Raw genomic sequence first — 16,955 nt, forward strand, 5'->3', positions numbered from 1 at the left:
CTTAACGTCTGATAATTTTTGAATATCTTTGAATTTCATCCAAGGATTATCCCTCGAATTAAATAATTTTGCTGATTAATTTAAGATCAAATAAATTGTACGTTTTTTGATTTATGACGGAAGTCTATTTTATAAGTTGTAACATTTTAATGGCCCTTGATATATTAAATTAATTATTTAAATTTAATAACATAAATATTATTTAACCAATCGTTTCATTTCACTTAACCTTATTTCCTTGTTTTCCGTATGAACTACAAAGCAAATAACGATTAAACTAAAGAAAAATATTGTAATAAGTATTTTGAAGCTTGTACCCATGTGCACAAAGCTCAAAAAAATTTTTACGGCTAAATTTTTATGTTTATTAACTGCGGTTAGCAACCCAACACAGTTGCCTTACATAACTGTGATATTGCTAGCTTGTCGGCCTTTTTTTCCTTGAGTAATTTCAAATTGTACACGCTGGCCTTCTTTAAGTGCTTTATAGCCGCTCATGTTTATTTCACTGTAGTGTGCAAATAAATCTTCTCCATTATCAGATTGGATAAATCCAAATCCCTTACCTTCATTGAACCATTTCACTATACCACTGGCATTGTTAGTCATTTTTTATTCCTAATGTTTGAGTTTGTTATTTCATACTCCTTAGTAATACTTAGTAAGTTATTTAGTTAGTTTAGTTGCTCATAAGCCCATTTTAAGAACTTATCCTTTTCTCGAAATAAGGATACTAATCTAAGATTGATTTTAGATATGCTCCCAAATTTTCCATAAAGGATATTTGGCTCCGTTTGTATGACGTCCGATTGATCTCCTTGAGAAAGTTCTTTGAAAAACTCCATAGCTTGGTTATAGGGTGTTAATTTTTCGAATCCTTCCCGTTCGACTATAAAATCATAGATCTGCCTTAAAACATGATGATCATATAGATTGGGCATTTTGATTGCTCGATTTAGAATTGTTGTTCTATAAATCTAACTAAATTGTATAAATTTAAAAAGTGCGAAATAGAAAAAAATAAAAAATTAATGTAAATTAAAGATATTAATTTTATCCATTTTAAATATCTAGCTAAACCATTGTTAAGTTTAATTAAAATACATAACCTAAAAGTCTTAAAAGTTATTTTTTTACAATTTAAAAAATTAAAGTTTTTATATCGTTAAAGGCTTTGTTGCACAAACCTACCGGTAAGGTCTTATTCCACAATATAATTCCTAGATGAACAAACCTACGTCCAAAATCTTTCGTACGTGGCGCTTCTTCTTTCATAACATCTTGCATAGAAAAACCTTGCTATCGTTTTGGCTTTACCCATACACAAATGAATTAAAACCATTAGCTCTATTTTAAATTTATTCAAAAATTTATATCAATATTTTTGATAAAAAATTTAATTATGTAGTTTTATTTACTAAGATCTTTATTTAAAGCCAACGATATAGGCAGGCAACTTAGATCAGTTTGGATTAATAAAATAGAAATACACAACTAAGCAAACTAGCGAAATCGTTGAAATTAAAAGATAAGTGCCCGTTGTATTAAAGCTTTTTAGAAATTTAAATAAGTCCATCATTTCTTCCCCCATGAAAAAACAGATAAATTATACTAAATAATATCTGGGGGATTAAATAGCTGTTAGTCGAATAGCGAAGACGACACGATCAAGTGGTCATTAAAAATACATATCTCCTTTAAATCTAGATTTATATATAAATTTGAGTCTGTCAAATACAAAAAAACAGCTCCCAACTCAATGAGAACTGTATTTTTAATACTACAAATTGATCGAAATTAAACGGCAAGTACTTTCACAATAATGGTTTGCATGTCTTCATTTTCTTCCGCCAAATAAACACGCTTTAACTCTTTGCTTTTCACTTTAAATTGATGATTTTGATACTGAATTACAGCCGGAATTTGATCAAAATACAGGCTATCTGCGTCTAATTCTTCTTGAAAAAGTGGCGTGCCCAATTGATAGTCTAGGCTTTTTAATACTACATATTTAACAGTCGTTTTCATTGAAATAAACCTACTTTTGTTACGCTCTTTATTTTAAGTTTTAACATCGTTTTCCTTCCGAAGAAACCTTTATTTCATATTTTCGTACAGCTTCTAAACAATCACGCTATTTTTGTGAATTCATCAACATCCAAAGTGCCAACTTATACTTTTAGTGAAATTACAGGCGAGCGGAATCAATGCTAAAATTTTAAGAATACTAATGATCATTCACCATTCTACTTTGGGGTAAGCACATGCTTAAACAGTGTTGCGATGCTTTAGAACAAAAATCCATGACCATCGCGTTTATCGAGAGTGCAAGCTCTGGTTATTTATGTAGTCAATTTTCAATTTATAAGAATAGTGGTGCAGATATCTTATTAGGTGGACTAGTGAGCTATGATCCATCGATCAAACGTGAAATTTTAAAAGTAGATCCTTTACTAATAGAAAAATTTACGGCCGAATCCGCAGAAGTGACTCAAGCGATGGCTGAGCAAGGACAACAACTATTTTTACATGCGGACTTCGTGGTGGCCTGCACTGGATTACTCAAACCCGGTGGCAGTGCAACCATAGAAAAACCCGAAGGAACATTTTATATTTCAATTTTACATGATGGTCGTATCTTTAATTATCATTATTTTATTTTGGGTACGGCTTTAGAACGCTTAGATCAGTTAACTGAAAATGTTGCTCACAGTGTATTAGACATCTTAAATGCAGAATAAAACATACATAATCTTCATATTTAAATATCATTTTGCATCGCATACTGTATTGAGGAATTTACTTATCAGGACAAGAAAATGCAGCTACGTCATTTCAATGCATTCGCAATTAGCACCCTACTGTCCTGCTCTGCTTTCGCGACGGTAGGCGGCCCTCAAACCATTGAGGTTTTAGGTTTTGATAAAAAAGACCAAAAAATCTATTTAATGCGTCATTTTGAAGATGGTCGTGGTCGTTTACCACAATTATATTATTATCAATTAGATAGCAAAAAACCGACGCAATTAATTACAGTGAAGTCTTTGTATATTAATCCAAAGACAAAACGGATTGATTACGATCAAGACAGCACCCAGTTTAATAAAGAAATCGCGAAAATAAAAAAACGTTTAGTCAAATTAACACCAGTAAATAACAATAATGCTCGAATACAGGTATTAACAACCATGAATGGCACTGCAAAATCATGGTATGACCCCACTGAAACCATTGATAAATGGACCTATCAATATCGTGTTAAAAATTCGCAGTATAAAAGCGCTGTACAAAAGGCTGAGACCTATAAAGAAGGTTTAAAAATCTCTAAAACTTATCGTGTAGTGCAAAAGCCTTTTTATTTAGTAACTGTTAAATATCTAGGGATTCCATTTGAAACAGGATATAGCGTTGAAGATCCAGTTTTACTAACCAAATAGATTGTTAAATTAAATAACAAATAATAAAAAAGCCTCTTTTGAGGCTTTTTTATTACACTTAAAATTATGCTGCAGAACGCTCTGCAATTGGCACAACTTTACGTAATTCCGGACCTGTATAGTCCGCACTTGGGCGAATAATACGATTGTCCGCACGCTGCTCCATTACATGCGCAGCCCAACCTGTTACACGTGACATTACAAAGATTGGCGTGAACAACTTGGTTGCAATATCCATGAAATGATATGCAGATGCATGGAAGAAATCAGCATTACAGAATAATTTCTTCTCACGCCACATCACTTCTTCACAGCGCACTGATACAGGATAAAGTACAGTATCACCGACGTCTTTTGCTAGGCGTTCAGACCATTTCTTGATAATGCCATTACGTGGATCGTTATCTTTGTAAATCGCATGACCAAAGCCCATGATCTTTTCTTTACGCTCAAGTTTGCCTAGCATTTCTCGCTCAGCTTCTTCTGGAGACGTCCAGTTTTCAATCATTTCCATTGCAGCTTCGTTTGCACCGCCATGTAATGGGCCACGAAGTGAACCAATTGCACCTGTGATACATGAATGCATATCTGACAATGTTGATGCACATACACGCGCTGTGAATGTTGAAGCGTTAAACTCATGCTCTGCATACAGAATCAGTGACACGTTCATCACTTGCTCATGCAATTCATTTGGTTTTTCGCCACGAAGTAAATGTAAGAATTGAGCGCCGATTGAATCATCATCGGTGTTTTCTTCTACACGTACGCCATCATGACTGAAGCGATACCAGTAGCAGATGATCGCAGGTAGCGTTGCCAAAATACGGTCTGCAACATCTTGTTGTTCATCGAATGATTTTTCAGTTTCAAGGTTACCGAGCATTGAAACGCCTGTACGCATCACGTCCATTGGGTGTGAGTCAGCAGGAATACGTTCTAATACTTCTTTCAAGGCTTGTGGTAATTGACGCAATGATTTGAGTTTTGCTTTGTATGCTGCTAGTTGTTCTGTTGTTGGTAATTCACCAAAGAAAATGAGGTACGCGACTTCTTCAAACTGACAGTTTTCTGCCAAGTCTTGAACGTCATAACCACGATAGGTTAAGCCCGCACCACTTTTGCCTACAGTTGACAATGCAGTTTTACCAGCTACTTGTCCGCGCAGTCCTGCGCCCGTGAGTACTTTTCCTTCAGCCATTTTTTATTTTCCTTCAGTGAACAATTTATCTAAGGTGTTTTCAAAAGTGTGATAATCGAGGAATTGATAGAGTTCTTTTCGTTGTTGCATTTTATCCAGTACATTGACTTGTGTACCGTCTTTGCGGATCGCATGCATCACTTCGAGTGCCGCTTTTTGCATTGCACGTGTTGGTGATAATGGGTAGAGCACCATTGAAATGCCTTGCTCACCTAATTCTTCTTTGGTGTAGTAAGGGGTATCACCAAACTCTGTAATGTTTGCCAGTACAGGTACACCCACAGCATCGCAGACTGTTTTATACATGGTAATGTCAGTCATTGCTTCAGCAAAGATCGCATCTGCGCCTGCTTCCACACATGCACATGCACGGTCAATTACAGCTTGTAGACCTTCTTTTTGTAATGCATCTGTACGCGCCATCACTACAAAGTTTGAATCGGTTTTTGCATCGACTGCAGCTTTAATACGGTCAACCATTTCCTGCTGCGTCACAATTTCTTTGTTCGGACGGTGACCACAACGCTTTTGTGCCACTTGGTCTTCGATATGAACCGCTGCTGCACCCGCAGCAATCATTTGCTTCACAGTGCGGGCAATATTAAATGCACCGCCCCAACCTGTATCGATATCGACAAGCAATGGCGTATCTACACGTTCAGTAATACGACGAACATCTTCCAAAACATTATCTAAACTGGTCATGCCTAAGTCAGGTAAACCATATGAATAGTTCGCAACACCTGCACCAGATAAATATATGGCTTTATAGCCAACTTCTTTTGCCATCATTGCTGCATAGGCATTTACTGTGCCAATGATTTGTAATGGTTTTTCGATTTCCAATGCTTGTCTAAATCTTAAGCCTGCAGACGTTTGTTGTGTCATATTCCTTTCCACGGCATTTACTTTAATTTTCGAAGTTTGAGTATATCCATATTTTTTTCCAACTCTATGGCTTTGTAGAATATTAACTCTAAAACTTTAGTCAAATATTTCACTTGTCACCTATCTGTTGTTATTCTTTAGTCAAAGATCTCTTATTTATGAGCAAAGCAGAAAAGTACTGAATTGTTTGCTATAATTATCGTCAAATCAGCTCTTTTTTTGTTAAATATTATCACTTTATGCAAGATTTAATACACATTGAACCTTTAACGCATGACCAGCCACAAACACGGCGCGGACATGAACGATGTGTTGCGCTTTTAGAAAGTGCTACGGAGCTTTTTTTAAAACGTGGGTTTGATGCAGTTTCATTAGATGACATCGTGAATCATGCAGGTGGTTCAAAAGCGTCAATCTATAAATATTTTGGTAATAAAGACGGGTTATTTAAGGCTATTTGTGACTATCGTCGCTGCTTATTTTTCAAAGATATTTGCCTACCATTTACGGTGAGCCCTGACACCGATATTCGTGCTTATCTCATCAATACTTTAAGTGACTTTCATCAGCATATTGTGATGCCTGAAAATGCGGCATTTATGCGTTTAGTTTTAGAACAAACTGGACGTAATCCGGAAATAGCACGTTATATTCATGAGCAAGGTACGAAACAAATTCAGAACACCGTTGCGGAAATTTTATATCAAGCACATCAACACGGTTTGCTGTATTGTGAAAACCCGCTGTTTTCGGCTCAATTTTATTTTGGAATTTTGCGAAATTTAGAATGGCGCGTTCTCATGGGCATCACCATTGATGAAAATGATCAAGAAACCATCAATTACATCAGTTATTGCGTCGATCGTTTCCTAGACGGTCACCAAAAGCGCTAGATTTTTTGCAATTTACCTCTCTTATAGTATATTAATCGATTCCTTTTTCTCTAACCAACCAACAACTAATTGTTGTTTTGTTTTTTGATTCAGCAATTATTGTGGAGTAACAATGGCTCTACGTCACTTTCTAACTTTACGCGATTTATCGACTTTAGAACTTAATCAAATTGTACAGCGCGGTATCGAACTCAAGCGCAAACAGCATAACAATGAAGTTTTCCAACCTTTCGTTGGTAAAGTCATGGGCATGATTTTTGAGAAATCGAGCACCCGTACACGTGTATCGTTTGAAGCAGGAATGAGCCAATTTGGTGGTAGCGCAATTTTCCTTTCATCTCGCGACTCTCAATTAGGTCGTGGTGAGCCAGTGGAAGATTCTGCACGTGTGATTTCAAGCATGCTTGATATTGTGATGATTCGTACTTTTGGTCATGACATTGTTGAACGTTTTGCTTCTTATTCAAAAGTTCCTGTCATCAATGCATTAACAGATGATCACCACCCTTGCCAATTACTTGCCGATGTTCAAACATTCGTTGAACACCGTGGTTCTATTGAAGGTAAAACGGTTGCTTGGATTGGTGATGGCAACAATATGTGTAACTCATATATTGAAGCTGCTCATATGTGGGGCTTTAAATTAAAAATCGCTGCACCTAAGGGCTATGAACCTAAAGCAGAATTTCTATCTGAATTTGCACACTGTGTGGAACTTGTTGATTCTGCCGAAGATGCTGCAGTTAATGCAGATTTAATCGTTACAGATGTTTGGGCAAGTATGGGCCAAGAAGAAGAGCAAAAAATTCGTGAAAAAGCGTTTGCTGATTATCAAGTGAATGAACGCCTGATGGATCTTGCTCACGCTGACTGCCTATTTATGCACTGCTTACCTGCGCATCGTGGCGAAGAAATTTCTGAAAATATGCTTGACCACAAAAATGCTGTGGTTTGGGATGAAGCTGAAAATCGCTTACATGCACAAAAAGCACTTGTTGAATTCTTAATTAACGAAAATCTTAAAAAAGACTAAGGTTTTACTTAGATAAATGAAGCACCTTCGGGTGCTTTTTTTGTTTTTGCATGCTTTAATAAAACCATAACTTTTATAAGTGATTAAGATTATGCGTTTAAGAAATATTTGCTTATTGGCTCTTGGATTGAGCTTATCTACTTTTAGCTTTGCTGGTGAACCAAGTGAATTAGATCAATACTTGGTGAAAAATCAGATTTTAGATAGCAATTTTAAAATTAAAAATAAAACAGCTTTAAACGAAATACTGGCTGCCATAAGTGACGAGGACTCTCGTACTCTTCCTTATCAAGTTGACCAAAATGTGTTGATGGAAAAAATGGAAGTTTCAGCAGATAAAATAGAAATCGAAGGAATTATCACCACACCTGACTTTACACAATTTGCAGAATCAGTGGGTCAACAGCAAGTCAAACAACTGATCAAAAAGAATTCTCTACAAAATTGTGAATTGCTATTTGAGCATCAATTTCAACGTGTAAATCCATATGTATTGGAAATGGATTTATCTTCACCTCAACAGAAATACGAAATAAAAATCCACAACGCTGAATGTAAATTTAAATAAAAATCTGATTTCTTACAGCTCCTGGTTTAACTTCTGCAATATTAAACTTAACGAATTAAACCTTGAGGCTGTAATGCAATCACAGCTGCACCTACCAATACAATGACACCACCTAGCATATCCCAACGTGTTAGAGTTACGTGATCGACAAAACGCAACCACAGTAATGCAGAGAAAATGTAGATTCCGCCATAGGCTGCATAGATACGACCCGAAGCTGCTGGATGCAAAGTCAATAACCAAACAAATGCAGCCAATGCAAGGGCTGTAGGAATCCATAACCACTGCGATTTTTGCTGATTTAAAATCAAATATGGGAAGTAACAGCCTAAAATTTCCATCAATGCTGTTAGTGCAAATAAACCGAAAGTGGTCAGCACTTTTGTTAATGATACGTCCATCATTGAGAAATCCAAATCTAGCGTTGAATAAATATAAAAAACCCGTGCAAGCACGGGTTTTTGTTAATTAAATTGATTAAGCAGGTTCAGCGGTTTCGTCTTCAAACACTTCGAGTTTTAAGCCCACAGCTTTGCCATTTTCTTTCTTCACTGAAACACCAACATTACCACCATGTTCCGCAAGCTCGCCAAACAAAATCATTTCAGCAAGCGGTTTCTTCAAATGCTCTTGAATTAAACGCTGCATTGGACGAGCGCCCATCAAGCGATCGTATCCTTGCTCTGCCATCCATTCGCGTGCATCTTGGTCAACCTCAAGAACCACTTTTTTGTCATCTAACTGTGCCTGAAGCTCTGTTAAAAACTTATCAACCACACTTTCAATGACAGTTGTTGGCAATGCTTTAAATTGAATGACACCATCTAAACGGTTACGGAACTCTGGAGAGAAGGCTTTTTTCATCGCGTCTTGGTTGTCATTACTGTTATCTTGATCCATGAAACCAATGCTCACACGTGAAATTGATTCCGCACCAATATTTGTAGTCAGCACTAACACGACGTTACGGAAGTCAGACTTACGACCATTGTTATCCGTTAATGAACCATGATCCATAATTTGTAATAACAAATTAAAGACATCTGGATGTGCTTTCTCAATTTCGTCTAGTAAAAGTACGCAATGCGGATTCTTATGAATCGCGTCGGTGAGCAAACCACCTTGATCAAAACCCACATAACCCGGAGGCGCACCAATTAAACGAGATACGGCATGACGTTCCATGTATTCCGACATATCGAAACGTACAAGTTCGACGCCTAATAATTTCGCCAATTGCTTAGTGACTTCAGTTTTACCCACACCTGTAGGACCAGCAAAGACAAAATTACCCACAGGCTTATCTGGCGCTTTAAGACCTGCACGAGATAATTTAATCGCAGATGCAAGCGCTTCAATCGCTTCATCTTGACCAAACACCACACGTTTCAGATCACGCTCAAGATTTTCAAGAACGCTCTTGTCATCTTTAGAGACAGTTTTCGGTGGAATACGCGCAATTTTCGAAACGATATCTTCAATGTTTTCAACTGAAATGACCGTATCATCTTGCTCAGCTTTTAAACGACGCTGCGCACCAGCTTCATCAATCACATCAATGGCTTTATCAGGCAAGAAACGATCATTGATAAATTTTGCAGATAGTTCTACCGCAGAAACCAACGCTTGATCTTCGTATTTCACATGATGGAATTCTTCAAATTTGCCTTTTAAGCCACGCAGAATATCAATCGTTTCTGAAATAGATGGTTCATTGACATCAATTTTTTGGAAACGACGAGATAATGCATGATCCTTTTCAAAGACTTGACGGTATTCTTGGAAAGTCGTCGAACCGATACAACGCAAAGTACCATTCGCCAAAGCAGGTTTGATGAGGTTCGATGCATCCATCGTGCTGCCCATACTTGAGCCTGCGCCGATGATCATGTGAATTTCATCAATAAATAAAATAGCTTCGGGCTTTTTCTTCAAGGCATTTAGCAGTTGTTTTAAACGCTTTTCAAAATCACCACGGTATTTAGTTCCAGCGACTAAAGCACCAATGTCTAAGCTAAACACTTCTGCATTTTCAAGCGGTTTAGGTGCTTTACCATTTACAATGAGCCAAGCCAATCCTTCAGCAATCGAAGTTTTACCTACACCCGGATCACCCACCAAAAGTGGGTTGTTTTTACGGCGACGGCATAGAATTTGAGCTGTACGTTCAATCTCTTTTTCACGACCAATCAGTGGATCTGTTTTGCCTTTTTGAGCTTCAACATTGAGATTGGTCGTATAAAGCTCTAATGGGCCAGAATTTGAAGACGTAGTGCTTTCACCATCGAGCTCTTCGATTTCTTCTTCGGCTTGGACTTCATCTTTACGTGTGCCATGAGACAAATACTGCGTTAATGTCAAACGGTTGATTTGATGGCGTTTAAGTAAATACACCGCAAATGAATCACGCTCTGAATACATCGCAACTAAAATGTCTGCACCTTCTACAGTGCGGTCATTTCCACTCGATTGCACATGGAAAATTGCACGCTGCAAAATACGATCAAAACTTTCTGTAGGATGTGGTGCTTGATCGCTATTTTCGCCAAGCTTAGGGGTATGTTGTTCTACGTATTCTTCAAGTTCTTTGCGAAGCACAATAATGTCTGCGCCACATGCTTTCAATGCATTAACAGCGGAATCATTATCCAGTAAAGCCAATAATAAATGTTCTACCGTCAAAAATTCATGTCTCTTTTGACGAGCCATGCTGACAGCCAAACGTAGTGATACTTCTAATTGACGACTGAGCATGTAATCCCCTTATTAATCTTTTGGCTCAATCTGACAAAGTAATGGATGACTTTGCGACCGAGCGTAATTATTGACCTGATTTGCTTTAGTCTCTGCGATGTCTCGCGGATAAACCCCTGCAACACCCTTTCCTTCATAATGTACAGTTAGCATTACTTGAGTGGCTTGGTCAAGATTCAAAGCAAAGTATTGTTGTAAAATTTCAATTACAAAGTCCATTGGGGTGTAATCATCATTCATTAAAACGACAGCATACATAGGAGGACGCTTTAACTCAGGTGGCGCAGTCAATACTTGAATGTCTGAATCACCATCATCCTGCGTACCTTGGCTGAGAGTCGGGTTTAGATGCCAGTCCACTAAACCAGATTGGTAAAATGAATTTTTAATGTCAGATAAACACGTTTGACGCTTATTGGTTCGCATAGGATTTAGGTTTCACACTTAGTTTGCACTTGCTTCAGTTTGAGGAATTTCTGAAAGGAAGGCAGATTGATTTTCAACAGGCTGACCTTTCGACCAGCTAAAACGGCGAATAACGGGTTTAGAACCGGTTAAACGCACTTCAATAAAGTCTGGACTAAAGCCTTTTGGCATGGTCCAACGTCCAGTGAGTCGCTCACTTTCGCTAAAGTTAAAGTTTTTGTCTTCTAAAGGCACTGCAAGTACTTCTGTACCCTTAATTAGACGCAGCTCAACACTTCCAGATACATTACTTTTTGACGGACTTACTTGAACGAGATCAAGTTGGTATTCATACGCATTTTCAGGTAACGATTTAATCGCTAAATGTTGTACTGCAAGCGGCATACCCCCACGTTGGCGCAATACTTCACGATACAAAACACCCAAATTACCGGTTAACTCTTGATCATCACGTGCTTTTTTAACGGCCAAATATAAATCATTTGAATTACTTACAGCGACATCACGCTCTTGAATTGCCGCATTCAAACTTTTATTCAGGCCTGCTAATTCAGTTTTTTGCTTTTGCACCACATCAACCAGTTGCTCTGCATCTGCATCATATCCGACCACAGTTAAGCCCTGACGATGACCGATACTATATCCGAGCAAACCGCTGCTCAATGCAAGTACAACTGCACCAATCGCCAGTGGCATATTCGTCTTCATAAAAGGCGTTTTTTCACTGTTTTCAGGTTCTGACTTGAAATTAGATTCTGTATTCGACATCGTCATCTCTTATTTTTAGTTCACTCAAGGCACACATTTAAATCCAGTTTTAAATGTGTGTGAAGTTTTAAATCGTTTCTTATGGTAATAAACCAATGCCTTGAAGTCCTGCATTTTCAGCAAAACTAAACATCAAGTTCATATTTTGTACGGCTTGACCTGCTGCACCTTTCACCAAATTGTCTTGAGCCACCAAAATCACTAATTTTTTCGGTTGAGGTTTGCAAATCGCAATACGTAATTGGTTCGCACCACGCACAGTACGTGTTTCAGGTGAGCTACCTGCAGGCATAACATCTACAAACTGCTCATTGGCATAGAACTGTTCATATATGCTTTGTAAATCCGCAGAAGCACCTGCGTCTGTCAAATCAATATAGATAGTACTGAGCATGCCACGAATCATCGGTACTAAATGCGGTACGAATAAAATTTCGTTAAACACACCTTTTTGACCTGATATATTTTCTAAGGCTTCTACTATTTCGGGATGATGACGGTGACCTGCTACACCATATGCTTTAAAGTTATCTGCATTTTCAGAATAGATCATACCTAGGCTGGCTTTACGACCTGCACCAGACACACCTGATTTTGCATCAATAATAATGCTTTCAGGTTTCACTAATCCTTCGGCTTTTAATACTGGCGCTAAACCGAGCTGAACAGTTGTTGGGTAACAACCTGGGTTACCAATCACTGAAGCCTTTTGAATTTTTTCACGGTTTAATTCAGACAAACCATAAACTGAATCTTTTAATAGCTCTGGACATGCATGATCTAGGCCATACCATTTCTCAAATTGAGCTAAATCTTGCAAGCGGAAGTCAGCAGCAAGGTCAATCACTTTAGTATTTGCAGCAACTAACTCTTCTGCGTGTTTCATTGCAACACCGTGCGGCGTCGCAAAGAATACAACGTCACAGTGTTTTAGTTCTTCAATATTTAGATCTGAATAGCAAAGGTCTGTATGTCCACGCAAACTTGGGAACATATCATCCACACGGCGGCCATTTTCAGTACGCGAAGTTAAAACTTTCACTTCCGCATTTGGGTGTCGCAGTAAAATACGCAGTAATTCAACACCTGTGTAACCTGTACCGCCGACAATACCTACTGAAATCACGCTCATTACCTCTATTCAAAGTATCCATTTGATGACTGCCTAGTATGACAGGAAGTTGAGGATTTCTGAACTGTTTTGACATATAAAGCTTCACTTTATAATGTTAGCTTATCTTCTGAATCCTATTAAGTCAGATCATGCATATAAATCCTGATCATTACCTATCCACAGCTCAAGGTCGTGTCTTCACTAAAGAAAGAAATATTCCAGCATGGCAATGCTGTTTTGACGCTTTTAAGCATGAATTAAAAACTAACCCAAAGGTTAAAATCATTTATATATTGATCGGATGCCAAGGGGCTGGGAAATCAACTTGGGCCAAAAACCAAATATCCCGCGAACCTGAAAATATTATTTTTGATGCTATTTTAGTAAAGCAATCTGAACGTCTACCGATAATTGAGCAAGCTAAATAATTGGGTAAAAAATGCGTTGCTGTATGGTTTCAAATCCCGCTCGAAGTATGCATAAAAAGAAACGCTCAACACCCTTCAGATGAAATAGTCGATCTGATGGCATTAACCAATGTTTATTACGCATTAGAACCGCCTACATACCAAGAAGGATTTGATTTAATTGAAATAATATATTAAGAAATGCTTTAGTGTTTACAACTTAGTGCCTTTAATTCAGAGCACCCACCACCAAGGCATTGCCGTCATTTTTAGTATTTTCCGATGCTGCTGGAAATGAATATCATGTTTCTGAACTTCAGCCCAAAAGTTTGCACTATGATCAAAATGCTTGGTATGCGCTAACTCATGTACAGCCACATATCGTGCAACTTGCTCTGGAAACAGCACCAATGCGCTATTCAGCATAATATCATGGCGCGCTGAACAGCTTCCCCAGCGCGTTTTGGGCTGACGAATTGAGCAATCACCATATTTCAAGCCTGTTTCACTGCTCACTTGCTTTAAATAAATTGGTAAATACTCTTTGGCATAAGCAATCACAAAGCTTTTTAAATATTGCTCAGGCTGCCGATCACTGATGAATAGCTGATGATTTTCTTCATCTAAGATGAATGAATGTTTTTGAACTTTATAAACAATGCTTAAAGGCTGTTCTAAATTGAATAGTTTTAATTCTACTGGTAGCGTTTTATCAATCTGCCCTGTTTTTTCCTGCTGCTTCTGCCATGTCTCAATCATCCATTGTTCTGATTGTTTCAGAAAATCTTGAACTTGGCGCTGTGTACAAAACTGGGGAACCGTTAATTTAATTTGAGTTGGTCCTACACGCAGCCTTAAGCGTGTGGCACGTAATTTTCGGGTGATTTGAATTTCAGGAAGCTTGGGAGTCATATTTTTATTAATTTTAAATCCTCCCTAACCCTCCTTTTACAAAGGAGGGAAAACCACCTAAATAAATTCAGGTGAAAAGTCCCCCCTTTATCAAAGGGGGATTCTAATAGAACAGATTAAACCGCAGTACGCTCTTCAATACCGTTATCAGTTGCAACAACAGCAATATCCGCTTTGTTTAATGCAAAGATACCGTTACACACTACACCCGGAATGTCATTCAAAGTCTTTTCAAGTTCCAATGCATTCAGGATATTTAAGTTGTGTACGTCTAAAATTACATTACCGTTATCTGTTACTACGCCTTCACGGTATACAGGGTCACCGCCCAAAGAAACAATTTTACGCGCAACAGCAGAACGTGCCATTGGAATCACTTCTACAGGAAGCGGAAATTCACGTGCCAACTGATCAACCCATTTAGAATCATCTACGATACAAACGAATTTTTTCGCAATTGATGCAACGATTTTTTCTCGAGTCAGTGCAGCGCCGCCGCCTTTAATCATGTGCATATGACGGTCGATTTCATCTGCGCCATCCACATAGGCATTTAAACCACCAACATGGTTCATATCAACCACTTCAATGCCTAATTTTTTCAAACGTTGTGCAGTTGCTTCAGAACTGGCAACCGCAGCTTCGAGTTGAAGCTCTGGCAATAATTCGATGAGGAAGTTCACAGTACTTCCTGTACCAACACCCAAAATACCGCCCTTTGGCAAATGCTTTAATGCAGCTTTTGCGGCAGCTTGTTTCTTTTCATCTTGGGTAGCATACAGACTCATAACTTGGCTCAACTATTTTTTGACATTTGTTGCTGATTTTACAGCCCAAATGTACGGGTGTTTGTTACAATGAACACCTATTTTAAACTGTTAGATGGAAAATTAACATGCTGTCTCGTTTGGTTCGACAAATATTACAGGCAACAGTCTATGACGTTGCAATCGAAACCCCACTCGAAGCAGCGCCACGAATTAGTGAAAAACTAAACAATAACATTCGCTTTAAACGCGAAGATTTACAACCTGTCTTTTCTTTCAAGCTACGCGGTGCCTACAACCGTATTAGTCAATTACCGAAATCTCAGTTGGAACGTGGCGTTATTACTGCTTCTGCAGGTAACCATGCTCAAGGCGTGGCGTTATCTGGTAAAAAGTTAGGTATCCGCGCCATTATTGTTATGCCTAAAACCACACCAGACATTAAAGTACAAGCGGTTAAACGCTTAGGCGGTGAAGTGGTTCTGCATGGTGATTCTTTTGACGTAGCCAATAAATACGCAATCCAATGTGCAAAAGATGAAGGTATGACCTTTATTCCACCTTATGACGACGAACTCGTTATGGCCGGTCAAGGAACCATTGCCAACGAAATTTTGCGTCAATGGCGCGATGTTGACTACGTATTCGTTGCTGTAGGCGGTGGCGGTCTCATTGCCGGTGTAGCCGCTTATTTAGGAGATGTGGCACCGCATGTTAAAGTCATTCCAGTTGAATATGACGAATCTGCATGTTTAAAAGCCGCTTTTGAAGCCAATGAACGTGTGATCTTGCCTTCTGTCGGTTTATTTGCAGACGGTACAGCCGTGGCTCAAATTGGTGAAAAGCCGTTTGATGTAATTCGCTTACAAAAATCAGATAATTCTGGTCCAATTGTTGAACGTGATGTTGTGTTAGTCAACACCGATGAAATCTGTGCAGCGATTAAAGATACCTTTGATGAATGCCGCAGCATTGTAGAACCGTCAGGTGCAATGGCGCTTGCAGGTATTAAGAAGTATGTAGCTGAGCATGGTCTAGAAGGTAAAAATATGGTATCGATTGTTTGCGGTGCAAACATGAACTTTGACCGTCTGCGCTACATTGCAGAACGTACCGAACTGGGTGAACGTAAAGAAGCGATCTTTGCTGTGACTATTCCAGAAGAAAAAGGTTCATTCCTCCAATTCTGCCGCGCACTACAAGGCCGTAACATCACTGAATTTAACTACCGTGCAAGCAACTCTAGTGCCGCTCAAGTGTTTGTGGGTATTAGTCTCAAAAATGGCGAAAAAGAACGTCAGGAAATTTTTGAAACCTTAAAATTCCAATACGATGTAGACGATCTTTCCGATGATGAAGTGGCTAAACTGCATATCCGTTATTTAATTGGCGGTCATGCCGATATCGAAAACGAACGCCTATTCCGCGTGGAATTCCCTGAACGTCCGGGCGCATTACTGACTTTCTTAGAACGTCTAGGCCCAACGCATAACATCACCCTATTCCATTACCGTAACCACGGTGCTGCAGAAGGTCGTGTATTGGTGGGTATGGAAGCCACTGATGCGAAACAAAACCCAGATGGTTTGATTGAAACATTGGAAAATATTACCTACCCATATGTTGAGATTACCAATAACCTCGGTTATCAACGTTTCTTGAAATAAGTAAAATTTCTATATGAAAGCTGGGATCTAGGTTCCAGCTTTTTTATTTGCATCAACTATTTCCTGAATCAAAATAAATAAATTCATCAAATTAATTCATCAACGCTGTCATTGTTGTTA

Annotated in this window: 19 protein-coding genes; 7 read left to right on the top strand and 12 right to left on the bottom strand. The window is 38.4% G+C overall.

Features of this window, described 5'->3' with window-relative positions; all coding sequences use genetic code 11:
* Positions 1–399: 399 nt before the first annotated feature.
* The 3 genes from FTT85_RS09825 to FTT85_RS09835 all read right to left on the bottom strand — a co-directional run bounded on the left by FTT85_RS09825 (position 400) and on the right by FTT85_RS09835 (position 2,028).
* On the bottom strand, positions 400–609 hold the full coding sequence (locus tag FTT85_RS09825; protein ID WP_180183452.1) for a cold-shock protein: 210 nt from the start codon (positions 607–609) through the stop codon (positions 400–402).
* Positions 610–1,140: 531 nt separating this feature from the next.
* Positions 1,141–1,287, bottom strand: a complete 147-nt coding sequence (locus FTT85_RS09830; protein WP_180183453.1) for a hypothetical protein — start codon at positions 1,285–1,287, stop codon at positions 1,141–1,143.
* 510 nt (positions 1,288–1,797) lie between these two features.
* A complete protein-coding gene (locus FTT85_RS09835; protein ID WP_078190858.1) occupies positions 1,798–2,028 on the bottom strand; it encodes a hypothetical protein in 231 nt (76 codons plus the stop codon).
* A gap of 236 nt (positions 2,029–2,264) precedes the next feature.
* Between FTT85_RS09835 and FTT85_RS09840 the strand changes: the two genes are divergently transcribed.
* Both FTT85_RS09840 and FTT85_RS09845 read left to right on the top strand, forming a co-directional pair.
* Entirely contained in the window at positions 2,265–2,741 is a 477-nt protein-coding gene (locus FTT85_RS09840) for a CinA family protein (RefSeq protein ID WP_180183454.1), read from the top strand.
* 78 nt (positions 2,742–2,819) lie between these two features.
* Positions 2,820–3,437 carry an aminotransferase gene (locus FTT85_RS09845; protein ID WP_180171442.1) on the top strand — a complete coding sequence of 206 codons (618 nt, stop codon included), beginning with the start codon at positions 2,820–2,822 and terminating at the stop codon, positions 3,435–3,437.
* A gap of 64 nt (positions 3,438–3,501) precedes the next feature.
* Here FTT85_RS09845 and prpC read toward each other — a convergent pair whose 3' ends face one another.
* Positions 3,502–4,638 carry a 2-methylcitrate synthase gene (gene prpC / locus FTT85_RS09850; protein WP_078193462.1) on the bottom strand — a complete coding sequence of 379 codons (1,137 nt, stop codon included), beginning with the start codon at positions 4,636–4,638 and terminating at the stop codon, positions 3,502–3,504.
* Between the two features lie 3 nt (positions 4,639–4,641).
* A complete protein-coding gene (gene prpB / locus FTT85_RS09855; RefSeq protein ID WP_180183455.1) occupies positions 4,642–5,526 on the bottom strand; it encodes a methylisocitrate lyase in 885 nt (294 codons plus the stop codon).
* 239 nt (positions 5,527–5,765) lie between these two features.
* Here prpB and FTT85_RS09860 point away from each other — a divergent pair, with 239 nt between their 5' ends.
* From FTT85_RS09860 to FTT85_RS09870, 3 genes are all read left to right on the top strand, one after another.
* Positions 5,766–6,419, top strand: a complete 654-nt coding sequence (locus tag FTT85_RS09860) for a TetR/AcrR family transcriptional regulator (protein ID WP_180183456.1) — start codon at positions 5,766–5,768, stop codon at positions 6,417–6,419.
* Positions 6,420–6,531: 112 nt separating this feature from the next.
* The gene (gene argF, locus FTT85_RS09865; RefSeq protein WP_078193464.1) at positions 6,532–7,452 is read left to right on the top strand and encodes an ornithine carbamoyltransferase; all 921 of its coding nucleotides are present in this window, start codon (positions 6,532–6,534) and stop codon (positions 7,450–7,452) included.
* Positions 7,453–7,543: 91 nt separating this feature from the next.
* Positions 7,544–8,020, top strand: a complete 477-nt coding sequence (locus FTT85_RS09870) for a hypothetical protein (protein ID WP_180183457.1) — start codon at positions 7,544–7,546, stop codon at positions 8,018–8,020.
* Between the two features lie 47 nt (positions 8,021–8,067).
* Here FTT85_RS09870 and FTT85_RS09875 read toward each other — a convergent pair whose 3' ends face one another.
* The 5 genes from FTT85_RS09875 to argC form a co-directional block, all read right to left on the bottom strand.
* The gene (locus FTT85_RS09875; RefSeq protein ID WP_180177366.1) at positions 8,068–8,421 is read right to left on the bottom strand and encodes a YnfA family protein; all 354 of its coding nucleotides are present in this window, start codon (positions 8,419–8,421) and stop codon (positions 8,068–8,070) included.
* Positions 8,422–8,497: 76 nt separating this feature from the next.
* Positions 8,498–10,774: an ATP-dependent Clp protease ATP-binding subunit ClpA gene (gene clpA / locus FTT85_RS09880; RefSeq protein WP_180183458.1), complete on the bottom strand. Its 2,277-nt coding sequence runs from the start codon at positions 10,772–10,774 to the stop codon at positions 8,498–8,500.
* Positions 10,775–10,786: 12 nt separating this feature from the next.
* Positions 10,787–11,200 (bottom strand): ATP-dependent Clp protease adapter ClpS, encoded by a 414-nt coding sequence (clpS, locus tag FTT85_RS09885; RefSeq protein ID WP_078188641.1) that lies wholly within the window; start codon positions 11,198–11,200, stop codon positions 10,787–10,789.
* Between the two features lie 18 nt (positions 11,201–11,218).
* Complete coding sequence (locus tag FTT85_RS09890) at positions 11,219–11,968, bottom strand: hypothetical protein (RefSeq protein ID WP_180026241.1); 750 nt, start codon at positions 11,966–11,968, stop codon at positions 11,219–11,221.
* Between the two features lie 79 nt (positions 11,969–12,047).
* On the bottom strand, positions 12,048–13,100 hold the full coding sequence (gene argC, locus FTT85_RS09895; RefSeq protein ID WP_180022834.1) for an N-acetyl-gamma-glutamyl-phosphate reductase: 1,053 nt from the start codon (positions 13,098–13,100) through the stop codon (positions 12,048–12,050).
* A 131-nt stretch (positions 13,101–13,231) separates the two neighbouring features.
* Here argC and FTT85_RS18720 point away from each other — a divergent pair, with 131 nt between their 5' ends.
* The gene (locus FTT85_RS18720) at positions 13,232–13,510 is read left to right on the top strand and encodes a hypothetical protein (protein ID WP_228157131.1); all 279 of its coding nucleotides are present in this window, start codon (positions 13,232–13,234) and stop codon (positions 13,508–13,510) included.
* Between the two features lie 213 nt (positions 13,511–13,723).
* Here FTT85_RS18720 and FTT85_RS09905 read toward each other — a convergent pair whose 3' ends face one another.
* Positions 13,724–14,401: a SprT family zinc-dependent metalloprotease gene (locus FTT85_RS09905; protein ID WP_180183459.1), complete on the bottom strand. Its 678-nt coding sequence runs from the start codon at positions 14,399–14,401 to the stop codon at positions 13,724–13,726.
* A 116-nt stretch (positions 14,402–14,517) separates the two neighbouring features.
* On the bottom strand, positions 14,518–15,189 hold the full coding sequence (gene rpiA, locus FTT85_RS09910) for a ribose-5-phosphate isomerase RpiA (protein ID WP_180183460.1): 672 nt from the start codon (positions 15,187–15,189) through the stop codon (positions 14,518–14,520).
* A gap of 107 nt (positions 15,190–15,296) precedes the next feature.
* Between rpiA and ilvA the strand changes: the two genes are divergently transcribed.
* Positions 15,297–16,835, top strand: a complete 1,539-nt coding sequence (gene ilvA, locus FTT85_RS09915) for a threonine ammonia-lyase, biosynthetic (RefSeq protein ID WP_180183461.1) — start codon at positions 15,297–15,299, stop codon at positions 16,833–16,835.
* Positions 16,836–16,955: the final 120 nt, after the last annotated feature.

The organism is Acinetobacter sp. YH01020 (genome assembly GCF_013420275.1).
In the GTDB taxonomy this organism is placed as follows: Bacteria; Pseudomonadota; Gammaproteobacteria; order Pseudomonadales; family Moraxellaceae; genus Acinetobacter; species Acinetobacter amyesii.